16 protein-coding genes, 3 rRNA genes and 4 pseudogenes are annotated in these 24034 nt (G+C 45.9%); 22 read left to right on the top strand and 1 reads right to left on the bottom strand.

From position 1 onward, the window contains the following. The first annotated feature begins 3 nt into the window (after positions 1-3). The 17 genes and pseudogenes from L0M13_RS17930 (at position 4) to rsmI (ending at position 17393) form a co-directional block, all read left to right on the top strand. Entirely contained in the window at positions 4-324 is a 321-nt protein-coding gene (locus L0M13_RS17930; protein WP_235197750.1) for a YbaB/EbfC family nucleoid-associated protein, read from the top strand. An 11-nt stretch (positions 325-335) separates the two neighbouring features. Beyond that, positions 336-932 carry a recombination mediator RecR gene (recR, locus tag L0M13_RS17935; RefSeq protein WP_052649537.1) on the top strand — a complete coding sequence of 199 codons (597 nt, stop codon included), beginning with the start codon at positions 336-338 and terminating at the stop codon, positions 930-932. 91 nt (positions 933-1023) lie between these two features. Continuing rightward, on the top strand, positions 1024-1239 hold the full coding sequence (locus L0M13_RS17940; RefSeq protein WP_235197751.1) for a YaaL family protein: 216 nt from the start codon (positions 1024-1026) through the stop codon (positions 1237-1239). 403 nt (positions 1240-1642) lie between these two features. Continuing rightward, a 16S ribosomal RNA gene (locus L0M13_RS17945) occupies positions 1643-3192 on the top strand. Positions 3193-3397: 205 nt separating this feature from the next. Then, positions 3398-6334: ribosomal RNA gene (locus L0M13_RS17950) — 23S ribosomal RNA — on the top strand. 81 nt (positions 6335-6415) lie between these two features. After that, positions 6416-6531, top strand: a 5S ribosomal RNA gene (gene rrf, locus L0M13_RS17955). Together the 16S, 23S and 5S rRNA genes form the textbook arrangement of a ribosomal RNA operon. A 134-nt stretch (positions 6532-6665) precedes the next feature. After that, positions 6666-8093 (top strand): aminotransferase class I/II-fold pyridoxal phosphate-dependent enzyme, encoded by a 1428-nt coding sequence (locus L0M13_RS17960; protein WP_235197752.1) that lies wholly within the window; start codon positions 6666-6668, stop codon positions 8091-8093. A 16-nt stretch (positions 8094-8109) separates the two neighbouring features. Next, a pseudogene (ppx, locus tag L0M13_RS17965) lies at positions 8110-9683 on the top strand (exopolyphosphatase). 98 nt (positions 9684-9781) lie between these two features. Beyond that, positions 9782-11884 (top strand): RNA degradosome polyphosphate kinase, encoded by a 2103-nt coding sequence (locus L0M13_RS17970; RefSeq protein WP_235199349.1) that lies wholly within the window; start codon positions 9782-9784, stop codon positions 11882-11884. A gap of 124 nt (positions 11885-12008) precedes the next feature. Further along, the gene (gene tmk / locus L0M13_RS17975) at positions 12009-12641 is read left to right on the top strand and encodes a dTMP kinase (RefSeq protein ID WP_235197753.1); all 633 of its coding nucleotides are present in this window, start codon (positions 12009-12011) and stop codon (positions 12639-12641) included. A 100-nt stretch (positions 12642-12741) separates the two neighbouring features. Then, entirely contained in the window at positions 12742-13071 is a 330-nt protein-coding gene (locus L0M13_RS17980; RefSeq protein ID WP_052649532.1) for a cyclic-di-AMP receptor, read from the top strand. Between the two features lie 101 nt (positions 13072-13172). Next, the gene (gene holB, locus L0M13_RS17985; RefSeq protein ID WP_235197754.1) at positions 13173-14165 is read left to right on the top strand and encodes a DNA polymerase III subunit delta'; all 993 of its coding nucleotides are present in this window, start codon (positions 13173-13175) and stop codon (positions 14163-14165) included. 4 nt (positions 14166-14169) lie between these two features. Beyond that, the gene (locus L0M13_RS17990; protein WP_235197755.1) at positions 14170-14982 is read left to right on the top strand and encodes a PSP1 domain-containing protein; all 813 of its coding nucleotides are present in this window, start codon (positions 14170-14172) and stop codon (positions 14980-14982) included. Positions 14983-14992: 10 nt separating this feature from the next. Further along, positions 14993-15352: a DNA replication initiation control protein YabA gene (gene yabA / locus L0M13_RS17995; protein ID WP_260107713.1), complete on the top strand. Its 360-nt coding sequence runs from the start codon at positions 14993-14995 to the stop codon at positions 15350-15352. A 181-nt stretch (positions 15353-15533) separates the two neighbouring features. Continuing rightward, entirely contained in the window at positions 15534-16271 is a 738-nt protein-coding gene (locus L0M13_RS18000; protein ID WP_397443507.1) for a tRNA1(Val) (adenine(37)-N6)-methyltransferase, read from the top strand. Further along, positions 16258-16527: a GIY-YIG nuclease family protein gene (locus tag L0M13_RS18005; RefSeq protein ID WP_235197757.1), complete on the top strand. Its 270-nt coding sequence runs from the start codon at positions 16258-16260 to the stop codon at positions 16525-16527. Before L0M13_RS18000 ends, L0M13_RS18005 begins: the two co-directional genes overlap by 14 nt. Beyond that, entirely contained in the window at positions 16524-17393 is an 870-nt protein-coding gene (gene rsmI / locus L0M13_RS18010) for a 16S rRNA (cytidine(1402)-2'-O)-methyltransferase (protein ID WP_235197758.1), read from the top strand. Before L0M13_RS18005 ends, rsmI begins: the two co-directional genes overlap by 4 nt. 71 nt (positions 17394-17464) lie before the next feature. On the opposite strand, the gene L0M13_RS18015 is transcribed toward rsmI, so the two are convergent. Further along, complete coding sequence (locus tag L0M13_RS18015; RefSeq protein ID WP_052649525.1) at positions 17465-17743, bottom strand: transition state genes transcriptional regulator AbrB; 279 nt, start codon at positions 17741-17743, stop codon at positions 17465-17467. A 332-nt stretch (positions 17744-18075) separates the two neighbouring features. Between L0M13_RS18015 and metG the strand changes: the two are divergent. The 5 genes and pseudogenes from metG (at position 18076) to rsmA (ending at position 23982) form a co-directional block, all read left to right on the top strand. Continuing rightward, positions 18076-20044, top strand: a pseudogene (gene metG / locus L0M13_RS18020) (methionine--tRNA ligase). A 212-nt stretch (positions 20045-20256) separates the two neighbouring features. Then, entirely contained in the window at positions 20257-21024 is a 768-nt protein-coding gene (locus tag L0M13_RS18025) for a TatD family hydrolase (RefSeq protein WP_235197759.1), read from the top strand. A gap of 144 nt (positions 21025-21168) precedes the next feature. Further along, a pseudogene (locus L0M13_RS18030) lies at positions 21169-22441 on the top strand (ubiquitin-like domain-containing protein). A 106-nt stretch (positions 22442-22547) separates the two neighbouring features. Further along, positions 22548-23104, top strand: a pseudogene (rnmV, locus tag L0M13_RS18035) (ribonuclease M5). Further along, positions 23104-23982 carry a 16S rRNA (adenine(1518)-N(6)/adenine(1519)-N(6))-dimethyltransferase RsmA gene (gene rsmA / locus L0M13_RS18040; RefSeq protein WP_235197760.1) on the top strand — a complete coding sequence of 293 codons (879 nt, stop codon included), beginning with the start codon at positions 23104-23106 and terminating at the stop codon, positions 23980-23982. The pseudogene rnmV and the gene rsmA overlap by 1 nt, the downstream one beginning before the upstream one ends. Positions 23983-24034: the final 52 nt, after the last annotated feature.

The raw sequence follows: 24034 nt of genomic DNA on the forward strand, positions 1-24034 counted from the left end.
ATTATGCGCGGTGGCGGAAATATGCAAGGCATGATGAAACAAATGCAGAAAATGCAAAAACAGATGGCAGAGGCCCAAGAAGAACTAGGGACGTTGAAATTTGAAGGGTCAGCTGGCGGCGGCATGGTGAAAGTTACCGTGTCAGGCCACAAAGAAGTTCTAGATTTCGCATTAGATCCATCTGTTGTTGATCCGGAAGATGTTGAAATGTTGCAGGATTTATTAATCGTAGCTACAAACGAAGCGTTTAAAAAAGCGGATGAACATGCGAATTCCACAATGGGGAAATTCACTAAGGGCTTAAATATTCCTGGCATGTTCTAGGAGGAAACAATATGCATTACCCTGAACCAATTTCAAAATTAATGGAGAGTTTTATGAAATTGCCAGGAATCGGGCCGAAAACAGCGGCCCGTCTGGCATTTTTTGTGCTTGGAATGAAAGAAGATACCGTTCTTGATTTTGCAAAAGCGTTAGTGGATGCAAAGCGGAATTTAAGTTTTTGCTCGAATTGCGGGCACATTACTGATATTGATCCTTGCCATATCTGCCAGGATCAAAGTCGTGACCGTTCTACTATCTGCGTCGTGCAGGATCCGAAAGATGTAATTGCGATGGAAAAAATGCGTGATTATACGGGGCTGTACCATGTGCTGCAAGGTGCAATCTCACCGATGGATGGTATCGGACCGGAAGACATTAACGTACCGTCATTGTTGAAGCGGCTTCAAGATGAGACCGTGAAGGAATTGATCCTGGCAACGAACCCGACCATAGAGGGAGAAGCCACAGCTATGTATATTTCCCGTCTCGTGAAGCCATCCGGCATTAAGACGACGAGAATTGCGCATGGCCTTCCGGTCGGCGGAGATCTCGAGTATGCAGATGAAGTGACTTTATCGAAAGCTTTAGAAGGCCGGCGTGAACTCTAATGCGAGATGCGTATTTATAGTTTAGTATTCTCCCACTTGCAAAAGTGGGAGTTTTACTGCCCGTTAATAGGGCTGAAGAGGGGATTAACGAATGCTGTTTTCAAAAAGAGGGAAATTGAAAAAAGAATTCGATGAACAGCTCATCGATCAGTTCATTGAAACAAAGCAAAGTCTTCAGAAAGCCCAGAGGCTTGAGGAACTCTCGGATGATTACGATCTATTTGTCATTACGGAGAGAAAGATCATTGAAAGCAAATATCTGTTTCTGCTGAAAGAAGCAAGAAACCGAAAAGTGAAGATTACATAAAAGGCCGGCGCTTATAAAACAAAGCGCTGCTTTTTATTGCTAAAGCCTTGAAAATGAAGATAAGCGACAAAGGATTGAAGTGCTTTTTATCGAACGCTTATATAGAAGAAACTCATTAACAATAGTGGAATACTTTTTAAATATAATATTTATCGTCAAAAGTGTTGACACTTATGGAAACATGCTTTAATATAATAGGAGTCGCCAAGAGAGAAACAAAAAACGAATAACATCTGAGCGACAACATGAACCTTGAAAACTGAACAGCAAAACGTCAACAATAACGGCAACGGACCTTCGGGTCCGCGCCACAACTTACTGATCAGGCTTAGCCAGATCAAAGCGAATCGCGCGTCTTTTCGGAGGCGGCGATGCGCCAGCATTGAGCAATCAATACTACTCTATAATGGAGAGTTTGATCCTGGCTCAGGACGAACGCTGGCGGCGTGCCTAATACATGCAAGTCGAGCGGAACTGGGGGAGCTTGCTCCTTCCAGTTTAGCGGCGGACGGGTGAGTAACACGTGGGCAACCTGCCCTGCAGATCGGGATAACTCCGGGAAACCGGTGCTAATACCGAATAGTTTGAGGCCTCTCCTGAGGCTTCACGGAAAGACGGTTTCGGCTGTCACTGCAGGATGGCCGCGGCGCATTAGCTAGTTGGTGGGGTAACGGCCCACCAAGGCCACGATGCGTAGCCGACCTGAGAGGGTGACCGGCCACACTGGGACTGAGACACGGCCCAGACTCCTACGGGAGGCAGCAGTAGGGAATCTTCCGCAATGGACGCAAGTCTGACGGAGCAACGCCGCGTGAGTGACGAAGGTTTTCGGATCGTAAAACTCTGTTGTGAGGGAAGAACACGTACCAACTAACTATTGGTACCTTGACGGTACCTCACCAGAAAGCCACGGCTAACTACGTGCCAGCAGCCGCGGTAATACGTAGGTGGCAAGCGTTGTCCGGAATTATTGGGCGTAAAGCGCGCGCAGGCGGTTCCTTAAGTCTGATGTGAAAGCCCACGGCTCAACCGTGGAGGGTCATTGGAAACTGGGGAACTTGAGTGCAGAAGAGGAAAGTGGAATTCCACGTGTAGCGGTGAAATGCGTAGAGATGTGGAGGAACACCAGTGGCGAAGGCGACTTTCTGGTCTGTAACTGACGCTGAGGCGCGAAAGCGTGGGGAGCAAACAGGATTAGATACCCTGGTAGTCCACGCCGTAAACGATGAGTGCTAAGTGTTAGGGGGTTTCCGCCCCTTAGTGCTGCAGCTAACGCATTAAGCACTCCGCCTGGGGAGTACGGCCGCAAGGCTGAAACTCAAAGGAATTGACGGGGGCCCGCACAAGCGGTGGAGCATGTGGTTTAATTCGAAGCAACGCGAAGAACCTTACCAGGTCTTGACATCCCGCTGCCCGCCTTGGAGACAAGGCTTTCCCTTCGGGGACAGCGGTGACAGGTGGTGCATGGTTGTCGTCAGCTCGTGTCGTGAGATGTTGGGTTAAGTCCCGCAACGAGCGCAACCCTTGATCTTAGTTGCCAGCATTCAGTTGGGCACTCTAAGGTGACTGCCGGTGACAAACCGGAGGAAGGTGGGGATGACGTCAAATCATCATGCCCCTTATGACCTGGGCTACACACGTGCTACAATGGACGGTACAAAGGGCAGCCAACCCGCGAGGGGGAGCCAATCCCAGAAAACCGTTCTCAGTTCGGATTGCAGGCTGCAACTCGCCTGCATGAAGCCGGAATCGCTAGTAATCGTGGATCAGCATGCCACGGTGAATACGTTCCCGGGCCTTGTACACACCGCCCGTCACACCACGAGAGTTTGTAACACCCGAAGTCGGTGGGGTAACCCTTACGGGAGCCAGCCGCCGAAGGTGGGACAGATGATTGGGGTGAAGTCGTAACAAGGTAGCCGTATCGGAAGGTGCGGCTGGATCACCTCCTTTCTAAGGATTTATTCGGAAACAAGATCTTAGATCTTGTGTTGACGTTTTGCGTTCAGTTTTGAAGGTTCACCCTTCAGGCGTGAGCCTGTTTTGTGACTTCAAACTTGTTCTTTGAAAACTGGATAAAACGACATTGAAACAAATGAAAACAAGCAATTCATGCAAGCATGATCCCAATTGGGATCCACTTTTTAACAAACCACTTGGTTAAGTTAGAAAGGGCGCACGGTGAATGCCTTGGCACTAGGAGCCGAAGAAGGACGGCACTAACACCGATATGCTTCGGGGAGCTGTAAGTGAGCGATGATCCGGAGATTTCCGAATGGGGGAACCCACCGCCTTTAATGGGGCGGTATCCATGTGTGAATACATAGCACATGAGAAGGCAGACCCAGGGAACTGAAACATCTAAGTACCTGGAGGAAGAGAAAGCAAATGCGATTCCCTGAGTAGCGGCGAGCGAAACGGGAACAGCCCAAACCAAGAGGCTTGCCTCTTGGGGTTGTAGGACACTCATTGTGGAGTTACAAAATCCGAATTTAAGCGAAGCGACCTGGAACGGTCCGCGAGACAAGGTAACAGCCCTGTAGCTGAAAGGTTCGGATCTCCCGAGTGGATCCTGAGTACGGCGGAACACGTGAAATTCCGTCGGAATCCGGGAGGACCATCTCCCAAGGCTAAATACTCCCTAGTGACCGATAGTGAACCAGTACCGTGAGGGAAAGGTGAAAAGCACCCCGGAAGGGGAGTGAAACAGATCCTGAAACCGTGTGCCTACAAGTAGTCAAAGCCCGTTAATGGGTGATGGCGTGCCTTTTGTAGAATGAACCGGCGAGTTACGATTGCATGCAAGGTTAAGCTGAGAAGGCGGAGCCGCAGCGAAAGCGAGTCTGAATAGGGCGAATGAGTATGCAGTTGTAGACCCGAAACCAGGTGATCTACCCATGTCCAGGGTGAAGGTAAGGTAACACTTACTGGAGGCCCGAACCCACGCACGTTGAAAAGTGCGGGGATGAGGTGTGGGTAGCGGAGAAATTCCAATCGAACCTGGAGATAGCTGGTTCTCTCCGAAATAGCTTTAGGGCTAGCCTCAATCGTTGAGAATCCTGGAGGTAGAGCACTGTTTGGACTAGGGGCCCATCCCGGGTTACCGAATTCAGACAAACTCCGAATGCCAGTGATTTATGATTGGGAGTCAGACTGCGAGTGATAAGATCCGTAGTCAAGAGGGAAACAGCCCAGACCACCAGCTAAGGTCCCCAAATATCCGTTAAGTGGAAAAGGATGTGGCGTTGCTTAGACAACCAGGATGTTGGCTTAGAAGCAGCCATCATTTAAAGAGTGCGTAATAGCTCACTGGTCGAGTGACACTGCGCCGAAAATGTACCGGGGCTAAACGGATTACCGAAGCTGTGGATGGACCTCATCTGAGGTCCGTGGTAGGAGAGCGTTCTAAGGGCGTTGAAGTCAGACCGGAAGGACTGGTGGAGCGCTTAGAAGTGAGAATGCCGGTATGAGTAACGAAAGACGGGTGAGAATCCCGTCCACCGAATGCCTAAGGTTTCCTGAGGAAGGCTCGTCCGCTCAGGGTCAGTCGGGACCTAAGTCGAGGCCGATAGGCGTAGACGATGGACAACAGGTTGATATTCCTGTACCACCTCCCCCGCCGTTTGAGCAATGGGGGGACGCAGAAGGATAAGGTGAGCGCGCCGTTGGTTGTGCGCGTCCAAGCAGTGAGGCGTGGAATGAGGCAAATCCCATTCCTGATACGTTAAGCTGTGACGGCAAGAGGATTCATCCTCGAGTCCCTGATTTCACACTGCCAAGAAAAGCCTCTAGCGAGGCGGGGAGGTGCCCGTACCGCAAACCGACACAGGTAGGCGAGAAGAGAATTCTAAGGTGAGCGAGTGAACTCTCGTTAAGGAACTCGGCAAAATGACCCCGTAACTTCGGGAGAAGGGGTGCTCTGGTAGGGTGTTACAGCCCGAGAGAGCCGCAGTGAATAGGCCCAGGCGACTGTTTAGCAAAAACACAGGTCTCTGCAAAACCGTAAGGTGACGTATAGGGGCTGACGCCTGCCCGGTGCTGGAAGGTTAAGGGGAGTGCTTAGCGCAAGCGAAGGTGCGAACTGAAGCCCCAGTAAACGGCGGCCGTAACTATAACGGTCCTAAGGTAGCGAAATTCCTTGTCGGGTAAGTTCCGACCCGCACGAAAGGCGTAACGATCTGGGCACTGTCTCAACGAGAGACTCGGTGAAATTATAGTACCTGTGAAGATGCAGGTTACCCGCGACAGGACGGAAAGACCCCGTGGAGCTTTACTGTAGCCTGATATTGAATTTTGGTGCAACTTGTACAGGATAGGTAGGAGCCTTTGAGCCCGGAGCGCCAGCTTCGGAGGAGGCGTCGGTGGGATACTACCCTGGTTGTATTGAAATTCTAACCCACACCCCTGATCGGGGTGGGAGACAGTGTCAGGCGGGCAGTTTGACTGGGGCGGTCGCCTCCTAAAGAGTAACGGAGGCGCCCAAAGGTTCCCTCAGAATGGTTGGAAATCATTCGCAGAGTGTAAAGGCACAAGGGAGCTTGACTGCGAGACGTACAGGTCGAGCAGGGTCGAAAGACGGGCTTAGTGATCCGGTGGTCCCGCATGGAAGGGCCATCGCTCAACGGATAAAAGCTACCCCGGGGATAACAGGCTTATCTCCCCCAAGAGTCCACATCGACGGGGAGGTTTGGCACCTCGATGTCGGCTCATCGCATCCTGGGGCTGTAGTCGGTCCCAAGGGTTGGGCTGTTCGCCCATTAAAGCGGTACGCGAGCTGGGTTCAGAACGTCGTGAGACAGTTCGGTCCCTATCCGTCGCGGGCGCAGGAAATTTGAGAGGAGCTGTCCTTAGTACGAGAGGACCGGGATGGACACACCGCTGGTGTACCAGTTGTTCTGCCAAGGGCATCGCTGGGTAGCTATGTGTGGCCGGGATAAGTGCTGAAAGCATCTAAGCACGAAGCCCCCCTCAAGATGAGATTTCCCATTGCGCAAGCAAGTAAGATCCCTCAAAGACGATGAGGTAGATAGGTTCGAGGTGGAAGCGTGGCGACACGTGCAGCTGACGAATACTAATCGATCGAGGACTTAACCAAAATGCTTTCTGAAGAGCGCGTTTCCTGTATTCAATGTCGAATATCCAGTTTTGAGTGAACAAGTCACTCTGAAAAAAATAGTCCAGTGATGATGGCAAAGAGGCCACACCCGTTCCCATCCCGAACACGGAAGTTAAGCTCTTTTGCGCCGATGGTAGTTGGGGGTCTCCCCCTGTGAGAGTAGGACGTCGCTGGGCACATGGAAAGTCGTTACCGTAGCCGGTAACGGCTTTTTTTGTGCGTTCATTTATATGGATGAATCTGTCGGTTTTAAAATGAAGGAAGGATTTCTGTATAATGGACTATATTAAAGCAAATAAGGATGGCGATTATGACACAGCAAAAACCATTAGTAGCAGCATTAACCGAATTTCAACAGAAGCGACCCTTTTCTTTTCATGTGCCTGGGCATAAAAACGGGATGCTTTCAGGATTGCCAGCCGACTTTAAACAAGTACTTCCATATGATTTGACAGAGCTCACCGGCTTGGATGATTTGCATTACCCGGAAGAAGTCATCAAAGAAGCACAGCAACTGTTAGCTGAAACTTATGCCGCCGAGCATAGCTTTTTCTTAGTGAATGGTTCAACTGTTGGGAATTTGGCGATGATTTATGCGGTTTGCGGAGAAGGAGATCATGTAATCGTCCAAAGAAATTCACATAAATCCATCTTCCATGCTTTGGAGCTTGCAAAAGCCCGTCCAGTGTTCATATCGCCTGAATGGGACCAAACATCATTGACTGCTGGAGGGGTAAGGTTAACGGATGTCGAAGCGGTGATTCGAGAATATCCACATGCAAAAGCTATAGTTCTCACGTATCCGAATTATTATGGAATGGCTTCAAACGAAATGGGGAAAATCATTGAATTGTGCCATGAACAAGGGATGCCGATTTTGGTGGATGAAGCCCACGGAGCTCACTTTCAATTAGGAGCCCCTTATCCTATATCCTCTTTAACGATGGGAGCAGATGCGGTCGTCCATTCCGCACATAAGACATTGCCGGCCATGACAATGGGATCGTTTCTCCATATCCAAGGGTCGCTCATTGCCGTAGATAAAGTAAGGAAGTATTTGCGGATGCTTCAATCCAGCAGTCCGTCTTATGTCATTATGGCATCATTGGATGATGCGAGATCCTACATACAAACTTATTCCCAAGCAGACAAAAAGAGTTTTGAAGAAAAGCGCCACCAATTTGTAGAAAGCTTGAAAAGCTTGCCGAATCTAGAAGTTTACGAAGCTGATGATCCGTTGAAATTGATGCTTCGTGTACCTTATCACTGCGGGTATCAGTTAAAGGAACAATTAGAGCAAGAAGGGATCCATGCCGAGCTGGCCGATCCTTATCAAGTATTATTGATTTTGCCTTTATTGAAGCGAGAGCACGGTTTTTCGTTTGCAGAGGTGAGAAGGCGAGTCAAAGGCGCTTTGGAAAAACTAAAAGAAGTTCCGCGTAAAGCAGTGGATGTGACGGTGAAGTCGCAAGAGGCGTTAAGTACGCTTGAAGCGACGTTTGCTGAACTGGAGGGTGAAGGGGAATGGATTTCTTATACGAAGGCCCAGGGGCGCATATCGGCAGCCATGATTGTGCCATATCCTCCTGGAATTCCGCTCGTGTTGGCAGGGGAGAGATGGAGCACCGATAAATTAGAGAGTTTGATGGACTATATAGCAACAGGTGCACAGATTCAAGGCGAACATCGGCTTTCTGAAAAATTAATTCGGGTGCTTCCTGAAAAATATCGTCCATGAGGGCTTAGAAATGGGTATGGAGGAGTATACGAAATTCTACAGTCAGGAAGTGATGATCATGATTAGTGAGGAAAAGTACGCAATTGTGGATATCGGATCTAACACGATGCGATTGGTCATTTATACGCGGATAAAAGTGGAAGATTGACGGAAAGCGAAAACGTCAAGGCGGTCGCGCGCTTGCGGAATTATTTGACAGCGTCAGGAGAAATGGGAAGTGAAGGAATTGATGTCCTGGTACATACTTTGCAGAGTTTCCAGGAAGTCACGCGGCATCATAATTTGCAAGAAGTGAAATGCGTCGCTACTGCAGCGATTCGCCAAGCCAATAATCAACAGGAAATTATCGACCGCGTAGAGGCAGAAACAGACTTTTCAATCCGGATTTTGTCGGAATACGAAGAAGCCAATTATGGCTTTTTGGCAGTTGTCAATTCCACGCCTTTTAGAGACGGGATTACGGTGGATATTGGCGGAGGCAGTACCGAGATTACGTTTTTCGAAAATCGCAAATTGATTTATTTCTATAGTTTTCCATTCGGGGCTTTGTCTTTAAAACAACAGTTTATCAAAGGTGATATGCCAACAAAAGATGAATTGCGGAAGCTTCGGAAGTTTTTGCAGGAGCAGTTTGCGAGCTTGCCGTGGCTGGCAGATAAAAAATTGCCATTGATCGGCATCGGGGGAAGTGCCCGGAATCTGGCTCAGGTTCACCAGGAGTATATTGAATACCCGGTCGCAGGCATTCATCAATACATGATGTCCATCAGCGAAGTCAAAAAGATGAATGCGATGCTATTATCCTTGGATTTTTCTGAAGTACAGAAAGTAGAAGGACTCTCAAAAGACCGTTCCGATATTATCATTCCAGCCATTGAAGTCTTTTCTTGCCTCATGGATTTGATCAAGGCTGAAACCTTTGTCTTGAGCCGAAAAGGACTGAGAGACGGCGTGTTTTATGAAGAATTGACAAAAGACTTCGAGCTGTCCATTTTCCCGAATGTCATGGAAGAAAGCTTTTATGAGCTAGCGAGTGATTACGACATCAATTTGACGCATGCCACCCATGTCAGTACGTACGCATTGATGATTGCGCACGAATTGGAGAGAATTGGGCTGCTCGAATTGAATGAAGAGGATTTGAAATTCATCCGTCTTGGCAGTGCGTTGTATAACTTAGGCACTTATATCGATGCGGAAGCGAGCAACCAGCATACCTTCTATTTGCTGGCGAACCGCACCATCGACGGATTGCTTCATAAAGAGCGGCTGACTGTCGCTTTGGTTGCTTCCTTTAAAAATAAAGAAGTGTTCAAACGGAATGCAGCCCTCTACCAAGACTGGTATTCAAAAGAAGAGTTGGCAAAATACAGCCTTTTTGGCGCTATAGTCAAGCTCGCTTATAGTCTGAATGCGACAAAACGCAATATTATTGAATCTGTCCATGTCGATCCGGCTGCAGACGGTTTATTGTTCAATGTCGAATGCAATAATGACTGGAAACCAGAACAATACCAGGCAGAAAAGCAGAAAAAGCATTTGGAAAAGCAGTTGAAGAAAAATATCGATTTTCAATTTACATTATCTTAACAATCAAATCAGCCTTTAGGGAGCAACCACTAATTTCAACATGATAAAATTGAAAGAGCGGAAAATTGCAGGTAAAGGTGGCGGTGACGGTGAAAACGATGAACAAGCAGGAGGAAGAATTGAATAGCCCTTCTTACTATAACAATAGGGAACTTAGCTGGTTGGCTTTCAATGAGCGTGTGTTGATGGAAGCGTTGGATAAGCGAAACCCGTTATTAGAGCGCTTTAAGTTTTTGGCCATTTTCAGCTCGAATCTGGATGAGTTTTTCATGGTTCGGGTAGCAGGGCTGCAAGACCAAGTGAAAGTGGGCTTTAGCAAGCCGGAAAACAAAGCCGGCATGTCTCCGAGGCTTCAATTAAAAGAAATTGCGAATAAAACCCATCAATTGGTGGAACTGCAGCATGAGACCCTTCAAAATGCATTGATTCCTGCGATGAAGCACGAAGGCGTCAAGTTTTTCAAAATGGAGGAATTGAATCCGCATGATTTGGAGTTTGTGGAGCGTTATTACGATGAACAGATTTTTCCGGTGTTGACGCCTATGGCCATCGACGCTTACCGGCCATTTCCCATGCTCCTCAATAAGAGCATCAATTTGGCGGTCGTCTTGGAAGACCGTAACGAAGAGGCTGAAGTGCGCTATAAGACGGCCATTGTCCAGGTCCCTTCTGTCATCGACCGTTTAGTGCAATTGGATGCCAAAGCAGGAAAAGAACGCATCGTCTTGCTCGAGGATATCATTAGCCACTTTATCGGGAAGCTGTTTCATGGCTTTACCGTTAAATCGGTATCGGTATTCCGGATTACTCGAAATGCAGATATGACCATCCACGAAGAAGGCGCACGTGATTTGCTGAAAGAAATTGAAAAAGAGTTGAGAAAGCGCAAATGGGGAGCAGCTGTCCGGCTGGAAATTCAAAAAGAAAGATTTGACCAGGAACTGCTGCCGTATTTGATGGATGAACTGGAAGTGCAGAAAAAAGATGTTTATGAAATCCATGGACCGCTTGACCTGACTCTATTTTTCAACTTTTACAAAACGATGCAGAAAACCCATGAAAAGTTAATCTATAGTGCCCGTATTTCCCAGCCATCGCCAGATCTTGCGTTCAATGAAAATATTTTTTTAAAAGTCATGGAAAAGGATTTGTTTCTCCACCATCCGTACCAGTCTTTCGAGCCGGTAGTCGAATTTGTTTCAGGAGCTGCTGATGATCCGGAAGTGCTTGCCATCAAACAGACGCTTTACCGGGTAAGCGGTGATTCTCCGATCATCAAGGCGTTAAAGCGAGCAGCTGAAAAAGGCAAGCAAGTGATGGTACTCGTCGAATTAAAGGCCCGTTTTGATGAAGAAAACAACGTTCAATGGGCAAAAGAGCTTGAACAGGCAGGATGCCATGTAATTTACGGAATGACCCATCTGAAAACGCATAGCAAAATTACGCTGGTGGTGAGAAAAAGAGACGACCACATCGAACGCTTTGTGCACTTAGGGACGGGGAATTACAACGACCAGACCGCCAAAGTCTATACGGATATGAGTTTGTTTACCTCAAAAAAGGAATTCGGTGTGGATGCGACGAACTTCTTTAATTACTTAAGCGGTTATACCGAAAAGCCGGAATTCCACCATCTTTCAGTCGCCCCTTTTACGATCCGGCATGACTTTATCCAACTAATCGAAGATGAAATCGAATTTCAGAAAAAGCATGGCAACGGCCGCATTATCGCTAAAATGAACTCCTTGACCGATAAAACCATCATCAAAAAATTGTATCAGGCTTCGATTGCGGGTGTTCGGGTGGACTTGATCGTAAGGGGCATTTGCTGTCTGCGTCCAGGGATTAAGGGAATTAGCGATCATATCCGGGTGATTAGCATCGTCGGCAGGCTATTGGAGCATAGCCGCATCTATTATTTCCACCATAACGGCAAGGAAAAGGTGTTTTTGTCTTCGGCCGATATGATGACCCGCAATATGGAAAACCGCATTGAAATCCTTTTCCCACTTTACGATAAGGAGATCAAAAACCAAGTAAAGCATATTTTGGACGTGTCGTTGCAGGATAACGTAAAAGCGAGGGAACAGGATGCGCATGGGCGCTATCATTATGTAGAACGCAAAAAAGGCGAGCCCGAAATCAATAGCCAGCTTGTTTTATACAATGAAGCTTACCGAGTGGCAGAAGATGAAGAGTAAAAGGCAAAAGCAGGTGCGCTTGGCATCTGTTTTTTCATTTAAGGACAAGGCTTACAATGTATTAAGCCGCTCCTTTCCTGTATAGTTAAAGGAGTAGAACATCAGGAAAACGGGTGAATGAATAGTGGGTTATTTGATTACATTAGAAGGCGGAGAAGGCTCAGGCAAAACGACGGTCTTGAAGCTGGTGGCGGAAGCGCTGCAGCAGCAGGGATTTGAAGTCGAATGCACAAGAGAGCCGGGCGGCATTGAAATTGCCGAAGAGATCCGCCATGTCATTTTAGATAGCAAGAATACGAAAATGGATGGCCGTACAGAAGCTTTATTGTATGCGGCTGCCAGAAGACAGCATTTGGTCGAAAAAGTCATTCCGGCATTAAATGCCGGGAAAATCGTCTTATGCGATCGCTACATAGACAGCAGTTTGGCTTATCAAGGGCATGCAAGAGGGCTTGGGATAGCGGAAATCTACTCCATCAACAAATTCGCAATCGACGATTATATGCCGGATCTAACCTTGTATTTTGACGTCGATCCGGAAATCGGCCTTAGCCGTATCCAAAAAGATCTGGTCAGAGAAGTGAATCGCCTTGATTTGGAGTCGATGAAATTCCACCTCTCTGTCAGAGAAGGGTACCAGATTTTGGTGGAACAATACCCGGAACGCATTCAAGTGATTGACGCATCAAAAGAATTAGCACAGGTAGTTGAAGAAGCTTTGCAGAAAGTGGAAGCTTTTATCAAAAAGCCGAAATGAAGGCAGTTGCAGCGATGAAAATGTATGGAATGTTGACTTATGAAGTTTACAATTCATGGTATACTAATTATAGAAAGACTATAAAAAGGAGTGAGTGCTGATGAAACTCGTCGTAGCAGTTGTGCAGGACCAAGACAGTAACCGATTATCCAACGCCTTAACCAAAAATGATTTCCGGGCTACAAAACTTGCCAGTACAGGAGGGTTTTTGCGCTCAGGAAATACCACCTTTTTAATCGGGGTGGAAGATGGCCTTGTACCGAAATTGATGGATTTGATCCGCGATAATTGCCGTTCACGTGAACAAATGGTCGCGCCGGTTTCGCCGATGGGCGGAAATGCCGATTCGTATATCCCTTATCCGGTAGAAGTAGAAGTAGGCGGAGCCACGATCTTCGTCTTGCCAATCGAGCAATTCCACCATTTCTAGAATCCCATTAATAGCATTCACGGTTGCCAGTCAACTATTATACAAGACACCCGTGCTCCATTTGGAACACGGGATTTTTTACAGAGGCTGAAGGTGAAAATGTGCAGAAGACAATTGAAGAGTTTCAAGAAATGCAGCCGGTCGTGATGAAAAGGCTGCAAGGTGCTTACAAAAAGGATCGATTGGCCCATGCCTATCTGTTTGAAGGCCCTGCAGGTTCCGGATTGACCGAAATCACACATTTTTTCGTGAAGCTTTTGCTTTGCGAAACTCCTTTAGAAAATGTTCCATGTGAAACATGTCGAAGCTGCCAGCTTTATAATTCCGGCAACCATCCGAATATTCTCTTCATAGAACCGGATGGCCAAAACATCAAAATCGATCAAATCCGGGAATTGATCTTCAAGATGAATAAAACAGGCTTTAGTTCCGGCCGTAAGATATATGTGATCCAAGAAGCAGACCGTATGAATAATTCTTCTGCCAATGCGTTGTTAAAGTTCCTGGAAGAGCCGGAATTCAACGTAACGGCCATTTTGCTGACAGAGCGTTTAAATGCCATCATGACAACCATCCGTTCCCGCTGCCAGCTGGTGTCTTTCCAACCGTTATCGAGGAAAAAAGTGATGGAAAAGTTGGTGCAAGATGGCATGACCGCTTCAATGGCGGCGACGGTCAGCATGTTGACGCAGAGCACGGAAGAAGCAGTTCAGCTAGGTTCAGATGAAGATTTCATCCAACAGCGCAAGCTTGTGTTAAAATTAGTCGATGTTGCCAGCCAGAATGTCCACGAGGCGCTTTTATTGCTTCAATCGGAATGGCTTCCTTTATTTAAAGAAAAAGAGGATGCCGAAAGAGGGCTGGACATGTTATTATTTGCATATCGGGACATTGCCTCAGTAAAAGCGGGTCTCGAGACGGCAAGAACATATCCAGACATGGAAGAAACTTGGAAGCAGATGGCGTTGCAGCGTTCGTTTAACGTATTGTCTAAGCAATTGCAGGCTGTTTTGCAAGCTAAGCAGCAATTGCCGCGCAATATGAACCGGACACTGTTGATGGAGCAATTAATGCTAAATCTGCAGGAGGGGTAAGCGAGTGTATAACGTAATTGGTGTCCGCTTTAAAAAAGCGGGTAAAATATATTATTTTGACCCAGGAGAATTTGTGATTGAAAAAGACGATTACGTCATCGTTGAAACTGCACGAGGTGTGGAATACGGCAAAGTCGTCGTTCCCACCAAGACAGTTGAAGAACATGACGTCGTATTGCCGCTTAAGCAAGTGGTGCGCGTAGCGAGCGACCGCGATCGCCAACAGGTAGAAGAAAACCGCCTGGAAGCGAGCCGTGCGTTCGAGATGGGAACGGAAAAAATCGAAGAGCATCGCTTGGAGATGAAATTGGTTGATGTGGAATATACATTTGACCGCAATAAAGTCATTTTCTATTTCACGGCTGAAGGCCGCGTCGATTTCCGCAACTTGGTAAAAGATTTGGCGTCCATTTTCCGGACACGCATCGAATTGCGCCAAATCGGCGTACGTGATGAAGCGAAAATGCTTGGCGGCATCGGTCCATGCGGCCGCATGCTTTGCTGTTCAACATTCCTCGGCGATTTCGAACCGGTTTCGATTAAAATGGCGAAAGACCAAAACTTATCGTTGAATCCTTCGAAGATTTCAGGTTTATGCGGCCGTTTGATGTGCTGCTTGAAATACGAAAACGATGAATACGAAACAGCGAAAAAAGAAATGCCGGATGTAGGCGCACGTGTATCCACTCCGGATGGAGACGGCCGTGTAGTCAGCATGAATATTTTGGAGCGCGTCTTAAAAATCCGTCTTTCTGAGCAAGAACAGACACTAGAATATGCATTAAGTGAGATAATGGGCCAAGGAACGAGAGCGTGAGGTGGTTTAAGTGAAAGAAAAGAACTTTTTAGACACGGTGATGGATTTTGAGCAGCAACTCGAATCAATGCAAGAACAATTTCGCGAATTGAAAGCGGTAGTGGCCCATACAATGGAAGAGCATCATGCACTGCAGCTAGAGAATCATCATCTGCGTGCACGGCTGGATGAACTTCATAAAGCTGTTCCTGAAACAGCAGTAGTGGATCCAGTGAAATTGAAAAAAGCGGTCATGGACATCGGAGAAGGCTATGATAATTTAGCGCGCCTTTACCATGAAGGGTATCATGTCTGCAATGTTCATTTCGGCAGTTCCAGAAAAGGCGACGATTGCCTGTTTTGTTTATCGTTCTTAAACAAACAAAATTAAAATGCCAGTTTAACCGAAAGGCTTCCGACACTCCGTGTGGCGGCAGCCTTTTGTTATTAAATAAGAAAATGGAGAATGCAGACTTGCGTGTTCTGCCTTAAAGCAGGATGGCTGCGACAAGGAACTTAGGTTGCCTGCCTCAGATGGGCGCTTGCGCATTTCTTTAGAGGAGTTGAAACAAATGTTGATAGATGACGAACGGCTCGATTATTTATTGGCAGAAGATTTACGGATTATCCAGAGCCCTTCGGTGTTTTCGTTTTCGTTGGATGCGGTGCTCTTGGCACGGTTCGCTTACGTTCCTTTGAAGCGTGGGAAAATCATCGATTTGTGTACGGGAAATGGAGCCATTCCACTATTCTTGAGTGCCCGGACGGATTCGTCGATTATCGGCGTGGAACTGCAGGAGCGGTTAGTCCATATGGCGCGCAGAAGCGTCGCGTATAATAACTTAACGGAACAGATCGAAATCATCGAAGGCGATGTCAAAGAAATACCGGCACGCTTGGGAATCGAAAAATACGATGTGGTCACATGCAACCCGCCTTATTTTCCAGCTCATGAAATGAGCGATAAGAACATCAGTGAGCATATGGCGATTGCCCGCCATGAACTCCATTTAACATTGGATGAAGCTGTAAATGCCGCGAGCAAGCTATTGAAGCAAGGCGGAAAAGCGGCATTCGTCCATCGTTCGGGAAGGCTGATTGATATCATTTCTGCTATGCGGGCGAACCGATTAGAGCCGAAACGCATCCGCCTCGTGTATCCGAAAGAAGGAAAAGAAGCCAATACCTTATTGATTGAAGGGATTAAAGACGGCAAGCCGGATTTGAAAATCCTTCCGCCGCTGATTGTCTATAATTCCGAAGGCGAATACACAGAAGAAGTGAGAGCGTTGCTTTATGGAGACAAATAATCATTATTTCTACGTATTGGAATGTGCAGACGGTTCCTATTACGCCGGCTACACGAATGATTTAGAGAAGCGCTTGGCAGCACATAATTCAGGAAAAGGCGCGAAGTATACCCGAGCTAAAGGGCCTGTAAAAATGATTCACCATGAACGTTTTGACACGAAACCGCTGGCGATGAAGGCGGAATATGCTTTTAAGCAATTGCCGAAGCCGAAGAAGGTCCGTTATATTGCTGAAGGGAAGGGAGAGAGCCGATGAAATCTCAAAAAAGTTTTTTGGAAAACAAAGCCACGCTTTATCTCGTAGCCACACCAATTGGCAACTTGGAGGACATGACGGTACGGGCGATTCGCATATTAAAAGAAGTGGATATTATTGCTGCGGAAGATACCCGCAATACGAAACAGCTTTGCAATTATTTTGAAATCCAGACGAAGCTTGTCAGCTACCATGAACATAACCAGGAAAGCGGCGGATTTAAAATTCTTTCGTACTTGCAGGAAGGCAAGTCCGTTGCGCTCGTCAGCGATGCCGGCATGCCTTGCATTTCCGATCCAGGGGAAGACATTGTCCGCCGGGCAGTAGCGGAAGACTTCCCTGTGGTACCAGTGCCAGGAGCCAATGCTGCACTCAGCGCTTTGATTGCATCGGGCATTTCGCCCCAGCCATTCCTTTTTTATGGATTCCTATCGCGCAATAAAAAAGAGCGGCAGGCTGAACTGGAAATGCTCAGCCAAAAACAGGAAACGCTGATTTTTTATGAAGCGCCGCATCGTTTAAAGGAGAGCTTGAAATCGGTGCAAAAAGCATTCGGAGACGACCGGCAGATTGTTATGGCACGCGAAGTGACCAAAAAGTTTGAAGAGTTTCTGCGAGGCACGGTTGGAGAAGCTGTCTTATGGGCTGAAGAGAATACCATCCGTGGTGAATTTTGCATTATAATAGAAGGAAATGATTCGCCGGATCTTGAAATCCAGGAGCAATGGTGGGAATCGTTGTCGATTTCTGCACATGTCGAAGAATTGATGAAGAAAAAAGATCTTTCTTCGAAAGAGGCTATCAAAGAAGTCGCAGTGGAGCGAAAAATGTCGAAACGCGACGTGTACCAAGAGTATCATGTCTGATAAAAACGGCGCCATTTGCAGGAATCAAAAAAAACCGAAACGCATCATGCGTTTCGGTTTTTCTATCTGATTTACTTTTTAAGATTGCTCTGAATCTCATTAACGAGCATTTCTGCGCCTTCTTTGCTCAAAATCAGCTTACCGCCAACAAGTTGCATGTTTTCATCGGAAACTTCTCCGGTAACAGCGCAAGTCATATTTGGTAAGTATTTTTTTAATATAATTTTGTCGTCATCTACGTAAATTTCCAATGCGTCTTTCTCAGCAATCCCTAGTGTGCGGCGTAATTCAATTGGAATAACAACGCGGCCTAATTCGTCAACTTTACGTACGATCCCTGTTGATTTCATGTTTATAATCTCCCCTCAAATTTGTCGGATGTTTTCGTCAAAATTCGACATTTACCACTTCCTGTCATAAATCATACCAACTACTGGCAATTTGGTCAATATAAAACTATCGAAATCATAATAAATTTTGCTAATTTGTGACGCTAATTTGATATATTTTTTCATTTTTTTATTCTATTTTTGAAATTTCCTTTTAAAGGCTTAAAACCGCCTTTTTTTATGGGATAATTTGTATTTATTTTGTCGAAAAAGGGTGAAGGAATTGAAAGATTGTACAAAATTGTCGACTTCGTTAAAATAAGAACTATACAAAGAAACTGGAGGAATTTTTCGTGACTGCTAAAAACAAAACATTTTACCTCACTACACCCATTTATTATCCAAGCGGAAAATTCCATATCGGAACGGCTTATACGACAGTCGCGTCCGATGCAATGGTCCGTTACAAGCGCTTGCGTGGTTTTGACGTCCGGTTTTTGACGGGAATGGACGAGCATGGCCAAAAAATTGAAGAGAAAGCGCAAGAAGCAGGCCTTGCGCCGCAAGAATATGTCGACAACATGGCAGCGGCAGCTAAAAACGTATGGTCGATCATGGACATCACTTATGATGATTTCATTCGTACGACTGAAGATCGCCATAAAAAAGGCGTCGAAAAGATTTTCCAGACGTTCTTGGACAATGGCGATATTTACAAAGGGCAGTACGAAGGCTGGTACTGCACACCATGTGAATCGTTTTATACGGAAGCGCAGCTAGTGGACGGAAAATGTCCGGATTGCGGACGCCCGGTCCATAAAGTGAAAGAAGAGTCGTATTTCTTTAATATGAAGAAATATGCCGACCGCTTATTGGATTACTACGAGAATCATTTGGAGTTCATTGAACCGGAATCACGGAAAAATGAAATGATTAATAACTTCATCAAGCCGGGTCTGGAAGATCTTTCGGTTTCACGTACTTCCTTTGATTGGGGCATCCCGGTTCCTGGAGATCCAAAACATGTTATCTACGTGTGGGTAGATGCTTTATCCAATTACATCACGTCTCTTGGATATGGATCGGACGACGATTCGGCATTCAATAAATACTGGCCGGCAGATGTGCATGTAGTCGGAAAAGACATTGTCCGTTTCCATACAATCTATTGGCCGATCTTCTTGATGGCGCTTGATCTGCCATTGCCGAAGAAAATCTTTGCGCATGGTTTTATCATGATGAAAGACGGCAAAATGTCGAAATCAAAAGGCAATGTCGTTTATCCGGAAATGCTGGTTGAACGTTACGGTTTGGATGCAACCCGCTATTTCCTTTTGCGTGAACTGCCATTCGGCTCTGACGGCGTCTTTTCACCGGAATCATTCGTAGAACGCACCAACTATGACTTAGCGAATGACTTAGGAAATCTCTTGAACCGCACAGTTTCGATGATCAATAAATACTTCGATGGGGAAATTCCTCAAATTCAAGGGCAAGTAACGGAATTTGACGGCGTACTGCAAGAAGTGGCGAAACAGACGGTTGCAACGTATGAACAGCATATGGAAAAAATGCAGTTCAGCATGGTCTTAAGCGAAATTTGGGTATTGATTTCCCGGACGAATAAATACATCGACGAAACGCAGCCATGGGTTTTGGCAAAAGATGAAGCGTTAAAAGATCAATTGGCTTCTGCGATGGCTCATCTGGCAGAAAGCTTGCGCATGACAGCAGTTATGCTGCAGCCGTTCTTGCCTAATGCTCCTAAACAAATTATTGAACAGCTTGGTTTAACAGAAGAGTCACTGGCATGGGAGACATTGGATAGCTTCGGTAAAATTCCAGCGGGCACAAAAGTGGCAGCAAAAGGAACGCCGATCTTCCCCGCGTCTTGAAGTAGAGCCGGAAGTGGCTTATATCCGTGACCAAATGCGCGGAGACACAGCCCCTGCAGAAGTTGAAGAAACAATAGAAGAAACTCCGGAAGTGCCGGACGTTCCAGAAATCACCATCGATGATTTCATGAAAGTCGATTTGCGGGTCGGAACGGTCACAGCTTGTGAACCGGTGCCGAAAACGTCGAAATTATTAAAGCTTAAACTTGATATGGGATATGAGCAGCGCCAAGTAGTATCTGGCATTGCCGAGCATTACAAACCCGACGAATTAGTCGGCAAAAAAGTGATTGTTGTGGCGAATTTGAAACCGGTGAAACTTCGTGGAGAACTGTCGCAAGGAATGATTTTAGCTGGAGAGAAAAACGGCTATTTGACCTTAGCGGAAGTTGATCAGAAACTGCCGAACGGTGCTCAAGTTAAGTAAATTGCCAGAATGCACAGACAACAAAAAAATAATAAAATGGCCTGTTTATTGATGCAGGCCATTTTTTATTTTGGCTTAAATTGGTTAATATTTATCAGAAAAAGTGTACTTTGATATCGAAAAAACATGTTTTGTTATACAAATGTAATATTGGTGTGAAGAAAGAAATAGGATAAACCATTAAAATAAGGATTAATGTGAGGAGAATGAATATGTTTATTGATACCCACGTACATTTAAATGCAGATCAATACGATGAAGATTTACAAGAAGTCATTGACCGTGCATTAGAAAACAATGTTACAAAAATGATTGTTATCGGCTTTGACCGCAAAACGATCGAAAGAGCAATGGACCTAACGGAGAAATACGATTTTATATACGCAGTGGTTGGTTGGCATCCGGTCGACGCCATTGACTGCACGCCTGAAGATTTGCAATGGATTGAAGAATTGGCAGCCCACCCGAAAGTGGTCGGCATTGGCGAAACCGGTTTGGATTATCATTGGGACAAATCGCCGAAAGAAGTGCAGCAGGAAGTTTTCCGGAAACAGATTCAGTTGGCAAAGAAAGTTCAGTTGCCGATTATTATCCATAACCGAGAAGCAACAGAAGATGTGTTGCGCATCTTGAAAGAAGAAAAGGCCGAAGAAGTAGGCGGCGTGATGCATTGCTTCAGCGGCAGCGTCGAAACTGCCCGTGAAAGCATTGACATGAATTTCATGATTTCGTTAGGAGGTCCTGTTACATTCAAAAATGCCAAGAAGCCGAAAGAAGTAGCCGAACTGATTCCGATCGAACATTTGATGATCGAAACAGATGCCCCGTATTTGGCGCCGCATCCTTACCGCGGCAAACGAAATGAACCTTCCTATGTGCCTTTGGTGGCCGAGGAAATTGCCCGCTTAAAAGGATTGACGATAGAAGAAGTGGGAGAAAAAACAACCAAGAACGCCGAGCAATTTTTTAAGTTGAAATGATGAACCCAGATACTCAGCAGGATGATTTAATTCTTGCTGAGCCTTTATTTGGGGAAAATGTAGTGCTTGTCCCTAAAAGCCTTTAAGTTGACACCTTGAATTCGAGACTATATAATCACTCAAGTGAATGAGGAGGAGTTATTTTTGACAGAAAAAGCAAATAATAGTAAGTCCGTAAATGTGTTCAAAGGAAAATCTTTAGTTGTTGCCATCGCGACTGTTTTACTTTTTGCTGCTGTTTTGACGTTCGCTATTTATGAAGGAACGAAAAACACAGTAACAATGACAGCGAATGGAAAAACGACAGAAGTTAAGACACATGCGGACTCAGTAGGGGCATTTCTTGAAGAACAAGAAATCCAAGTCAGTGAACATGATTATTTAAGCCAATCCAAGGATGCTGCCATCGAAGAGGATGTAGCGATCGAATGGGAACAGGCAAAAGAATATAAAGTCGAAGTAGACGGCAAACAACAAGCTGCTTGGACAACAGATAATACAGTGGAAGCAATTTTAGCGAAAGCGGACATTGAAGTAACAGAGCATGACAAAGTATCACCTGCATTAGAAGAAGAGGTAGATGCGGATACAGCGATTTCTGTAGAAAAAGCATACGAGGTTACAATCCTTGATGGTTTGGAAGAGAAAAAAGTATGGTCCACTTCGACTACGGTCGCTGACTTTTTAAAACAGCACAAGATTTCTTTAGGCGAACTTGACCGGGTTGAAAATGGAATGGATGAAATGGTCGTTCCAAATTCGAAAGTAAAAGTAGTTCGCGTCGAAAAGGTCACCGATGTAGTTGAGGATTCTGTGAAATTTGCCCAAGAAACGAAGAAAGATGCTTCGCTTTTAAAAGGGAAAAAGAAACTTGTTCAAAAAGGTGAAAATGGAGTCGTTGCGAAAACGTACGAAGTGATCAAAGAAAACGGCAAAGAAGTAAAACGCGCGTTGAAAAAAGAAAAAACAGTTAAAGAACCAAAGAAACACGTAGTAGCGGTCGGAACAAAAGTAGTGGTAGCAAGCGTTTCCCGTGGAGCAGATTCCAAAGCTCCCGCTTAAGAAAGCTTCTTCCAAACAGGCAGTCGTCAAAACGGCTGCTGCAGCTAATGCAGCGCCATCGGGCGGCAAAGAGTTTTATGTATCTGCAACTGCCTATACGGCTAGCTGTGCAGGATGCTCCGGCATTACGGCTACAGGCATCAACTTAAAAGCCAATCCCGGCTTAAAAGTGATTGCTGTAGATCCAAACGTTATTCCCCTAGGCTCAAAAGTCTGGGTTGAAGGCTACGGCTATGCGGTAGCTGGCGATACAGGCGGTGCGATCAAAGGAAATAAAATCGACCTATTCGTTCCAAATCAATCAGATGCATTGGCTTTTGGACGCAAGCAAGTGAAAATTAAAGTCCTTAATTAGTATAGAAAGATTTTCCGAAAAGGCTTTCCCTACCCGGGAAAGCCTTTTACATATTCAGGCGGCTGTGTGTAAAATGGAACAAGATAGGCAGGAAAGAGGAAGACGAATGAAGATTAATGAAATCATCGTAGTAGAAGGCAAAGACGACACTGTGGCTATTAAGCGTGCAGTGGATGCAGATACAATCGAAACAAATGGCTCAGCCATTTCCAAAGAGACGCTTCAGCGCATTCGCCATGCCCAAGAAAAGCGGGGCGTTATTGTATTTACAGACCCTGATTATCCAGGGCAGCGAATCCGTGCTATTATTGAAGAATATGTGCCTCAAGTGAAACATGCATTTCTTGCGAAAGAAAAGACCATTGCGAAGAATGGCAAAGGGCTTGGCATCGAACATGCGTGTGATGAAGACATTCGAGAAGCATTGTGCGCAATTTACACGCCGCGGAAAAAGACAGCGCGATAGAGATTACAATGGAAGACTTGATCGATGCAGCGCTTGTTGCGCATCCTCAAGCTAAAATACGCAGAACACGAATAGGAGAGCTTTTGCAGATCGGCTATACGAACGGAAAACAGCTTCAAAAGCGGCTCCACATGTTCGGGATTACAAAAGCGCAATTTATAGAAGCGGTACAAGCGGTAAATCAGGAGGAACTTTGATGACTAAAGATATTGCAACACCCATTCGGACCCAGGAGATTATGGCCAAATACGGTTTGAAAGTGAAGAAAAGTTTAGGCCAGAACTTTTTGATCGATCCGAATATTTTACGGAAAATTGTGGGCCAGGCGAATTTGACGAAAGAATCAGCGGCTATTGAAATCGGGCCAGGCATCGGTGCCTTAACCGAGCATTTGGCAAGAGATGCTGGGAAAGTGCTGGCGTTCGAAATCGACCAGCGGCTTTTGCCGGTTCTAGAAGATACGCTGTCGCCTTATGACAATATTTCCATCGTCCATTCAGATGTGTTGAAAGCGGACGTCCTTGCAGAGATTGAAAAAGAATTAGCCGGCTATGAAGACATCATGGTAGTGGCGAACTTGCCTTATTACGTCACGACACCGATCATTATGAAGCTATTGCTTGAAAAACTGCCGATCCGGGGCTTGGTTGTTATGCTGCAAAAAGAAGTGGCGGAGCGTATCACGGCAAAGCCTGGCAGCAAAGCTTATGGATCGTTGTCCATCGCCATCCAATACTACACAGAAGCGGAAATGGCTTTAACGGTGCCGAAAACGGTCTTTCTGCCGCAGCCGAATGTGGATTCTGCTGTGATTCGGATGATCAAGCGTCCTGAGCCGCAAGTCAAAGTCATCGATGAAGACTTTTTCTTTACGGTCACAAGAGGTTCTTTTGTCCAACGGAGAAAAACGATTTTAAACAACCTTCAATCGGCGATGCCGCTGGGCAAAGAGAAAAAGGAATTCATTTTGAAAGCGTTGGAAGAAGCAGGGATTGAGCCTTCGCGCCGAGGAGAGACCTTGACGATTAAGGAATTCGGTTTGCTGGCAGATAAGCTTTACGCATATTTCAAGTAAAAGTGGAAGCTTGTTACAAAATTGGCACACGAACCTCGCGAAAAAGATATTT

Source organism: Planococcus sp. 107-1, assembly GCF_021513255.1.
Lineage (GTDB): Bacteria > Bacillota > Bacilli > Bacillales_A > Planococcaceae > Planococcus.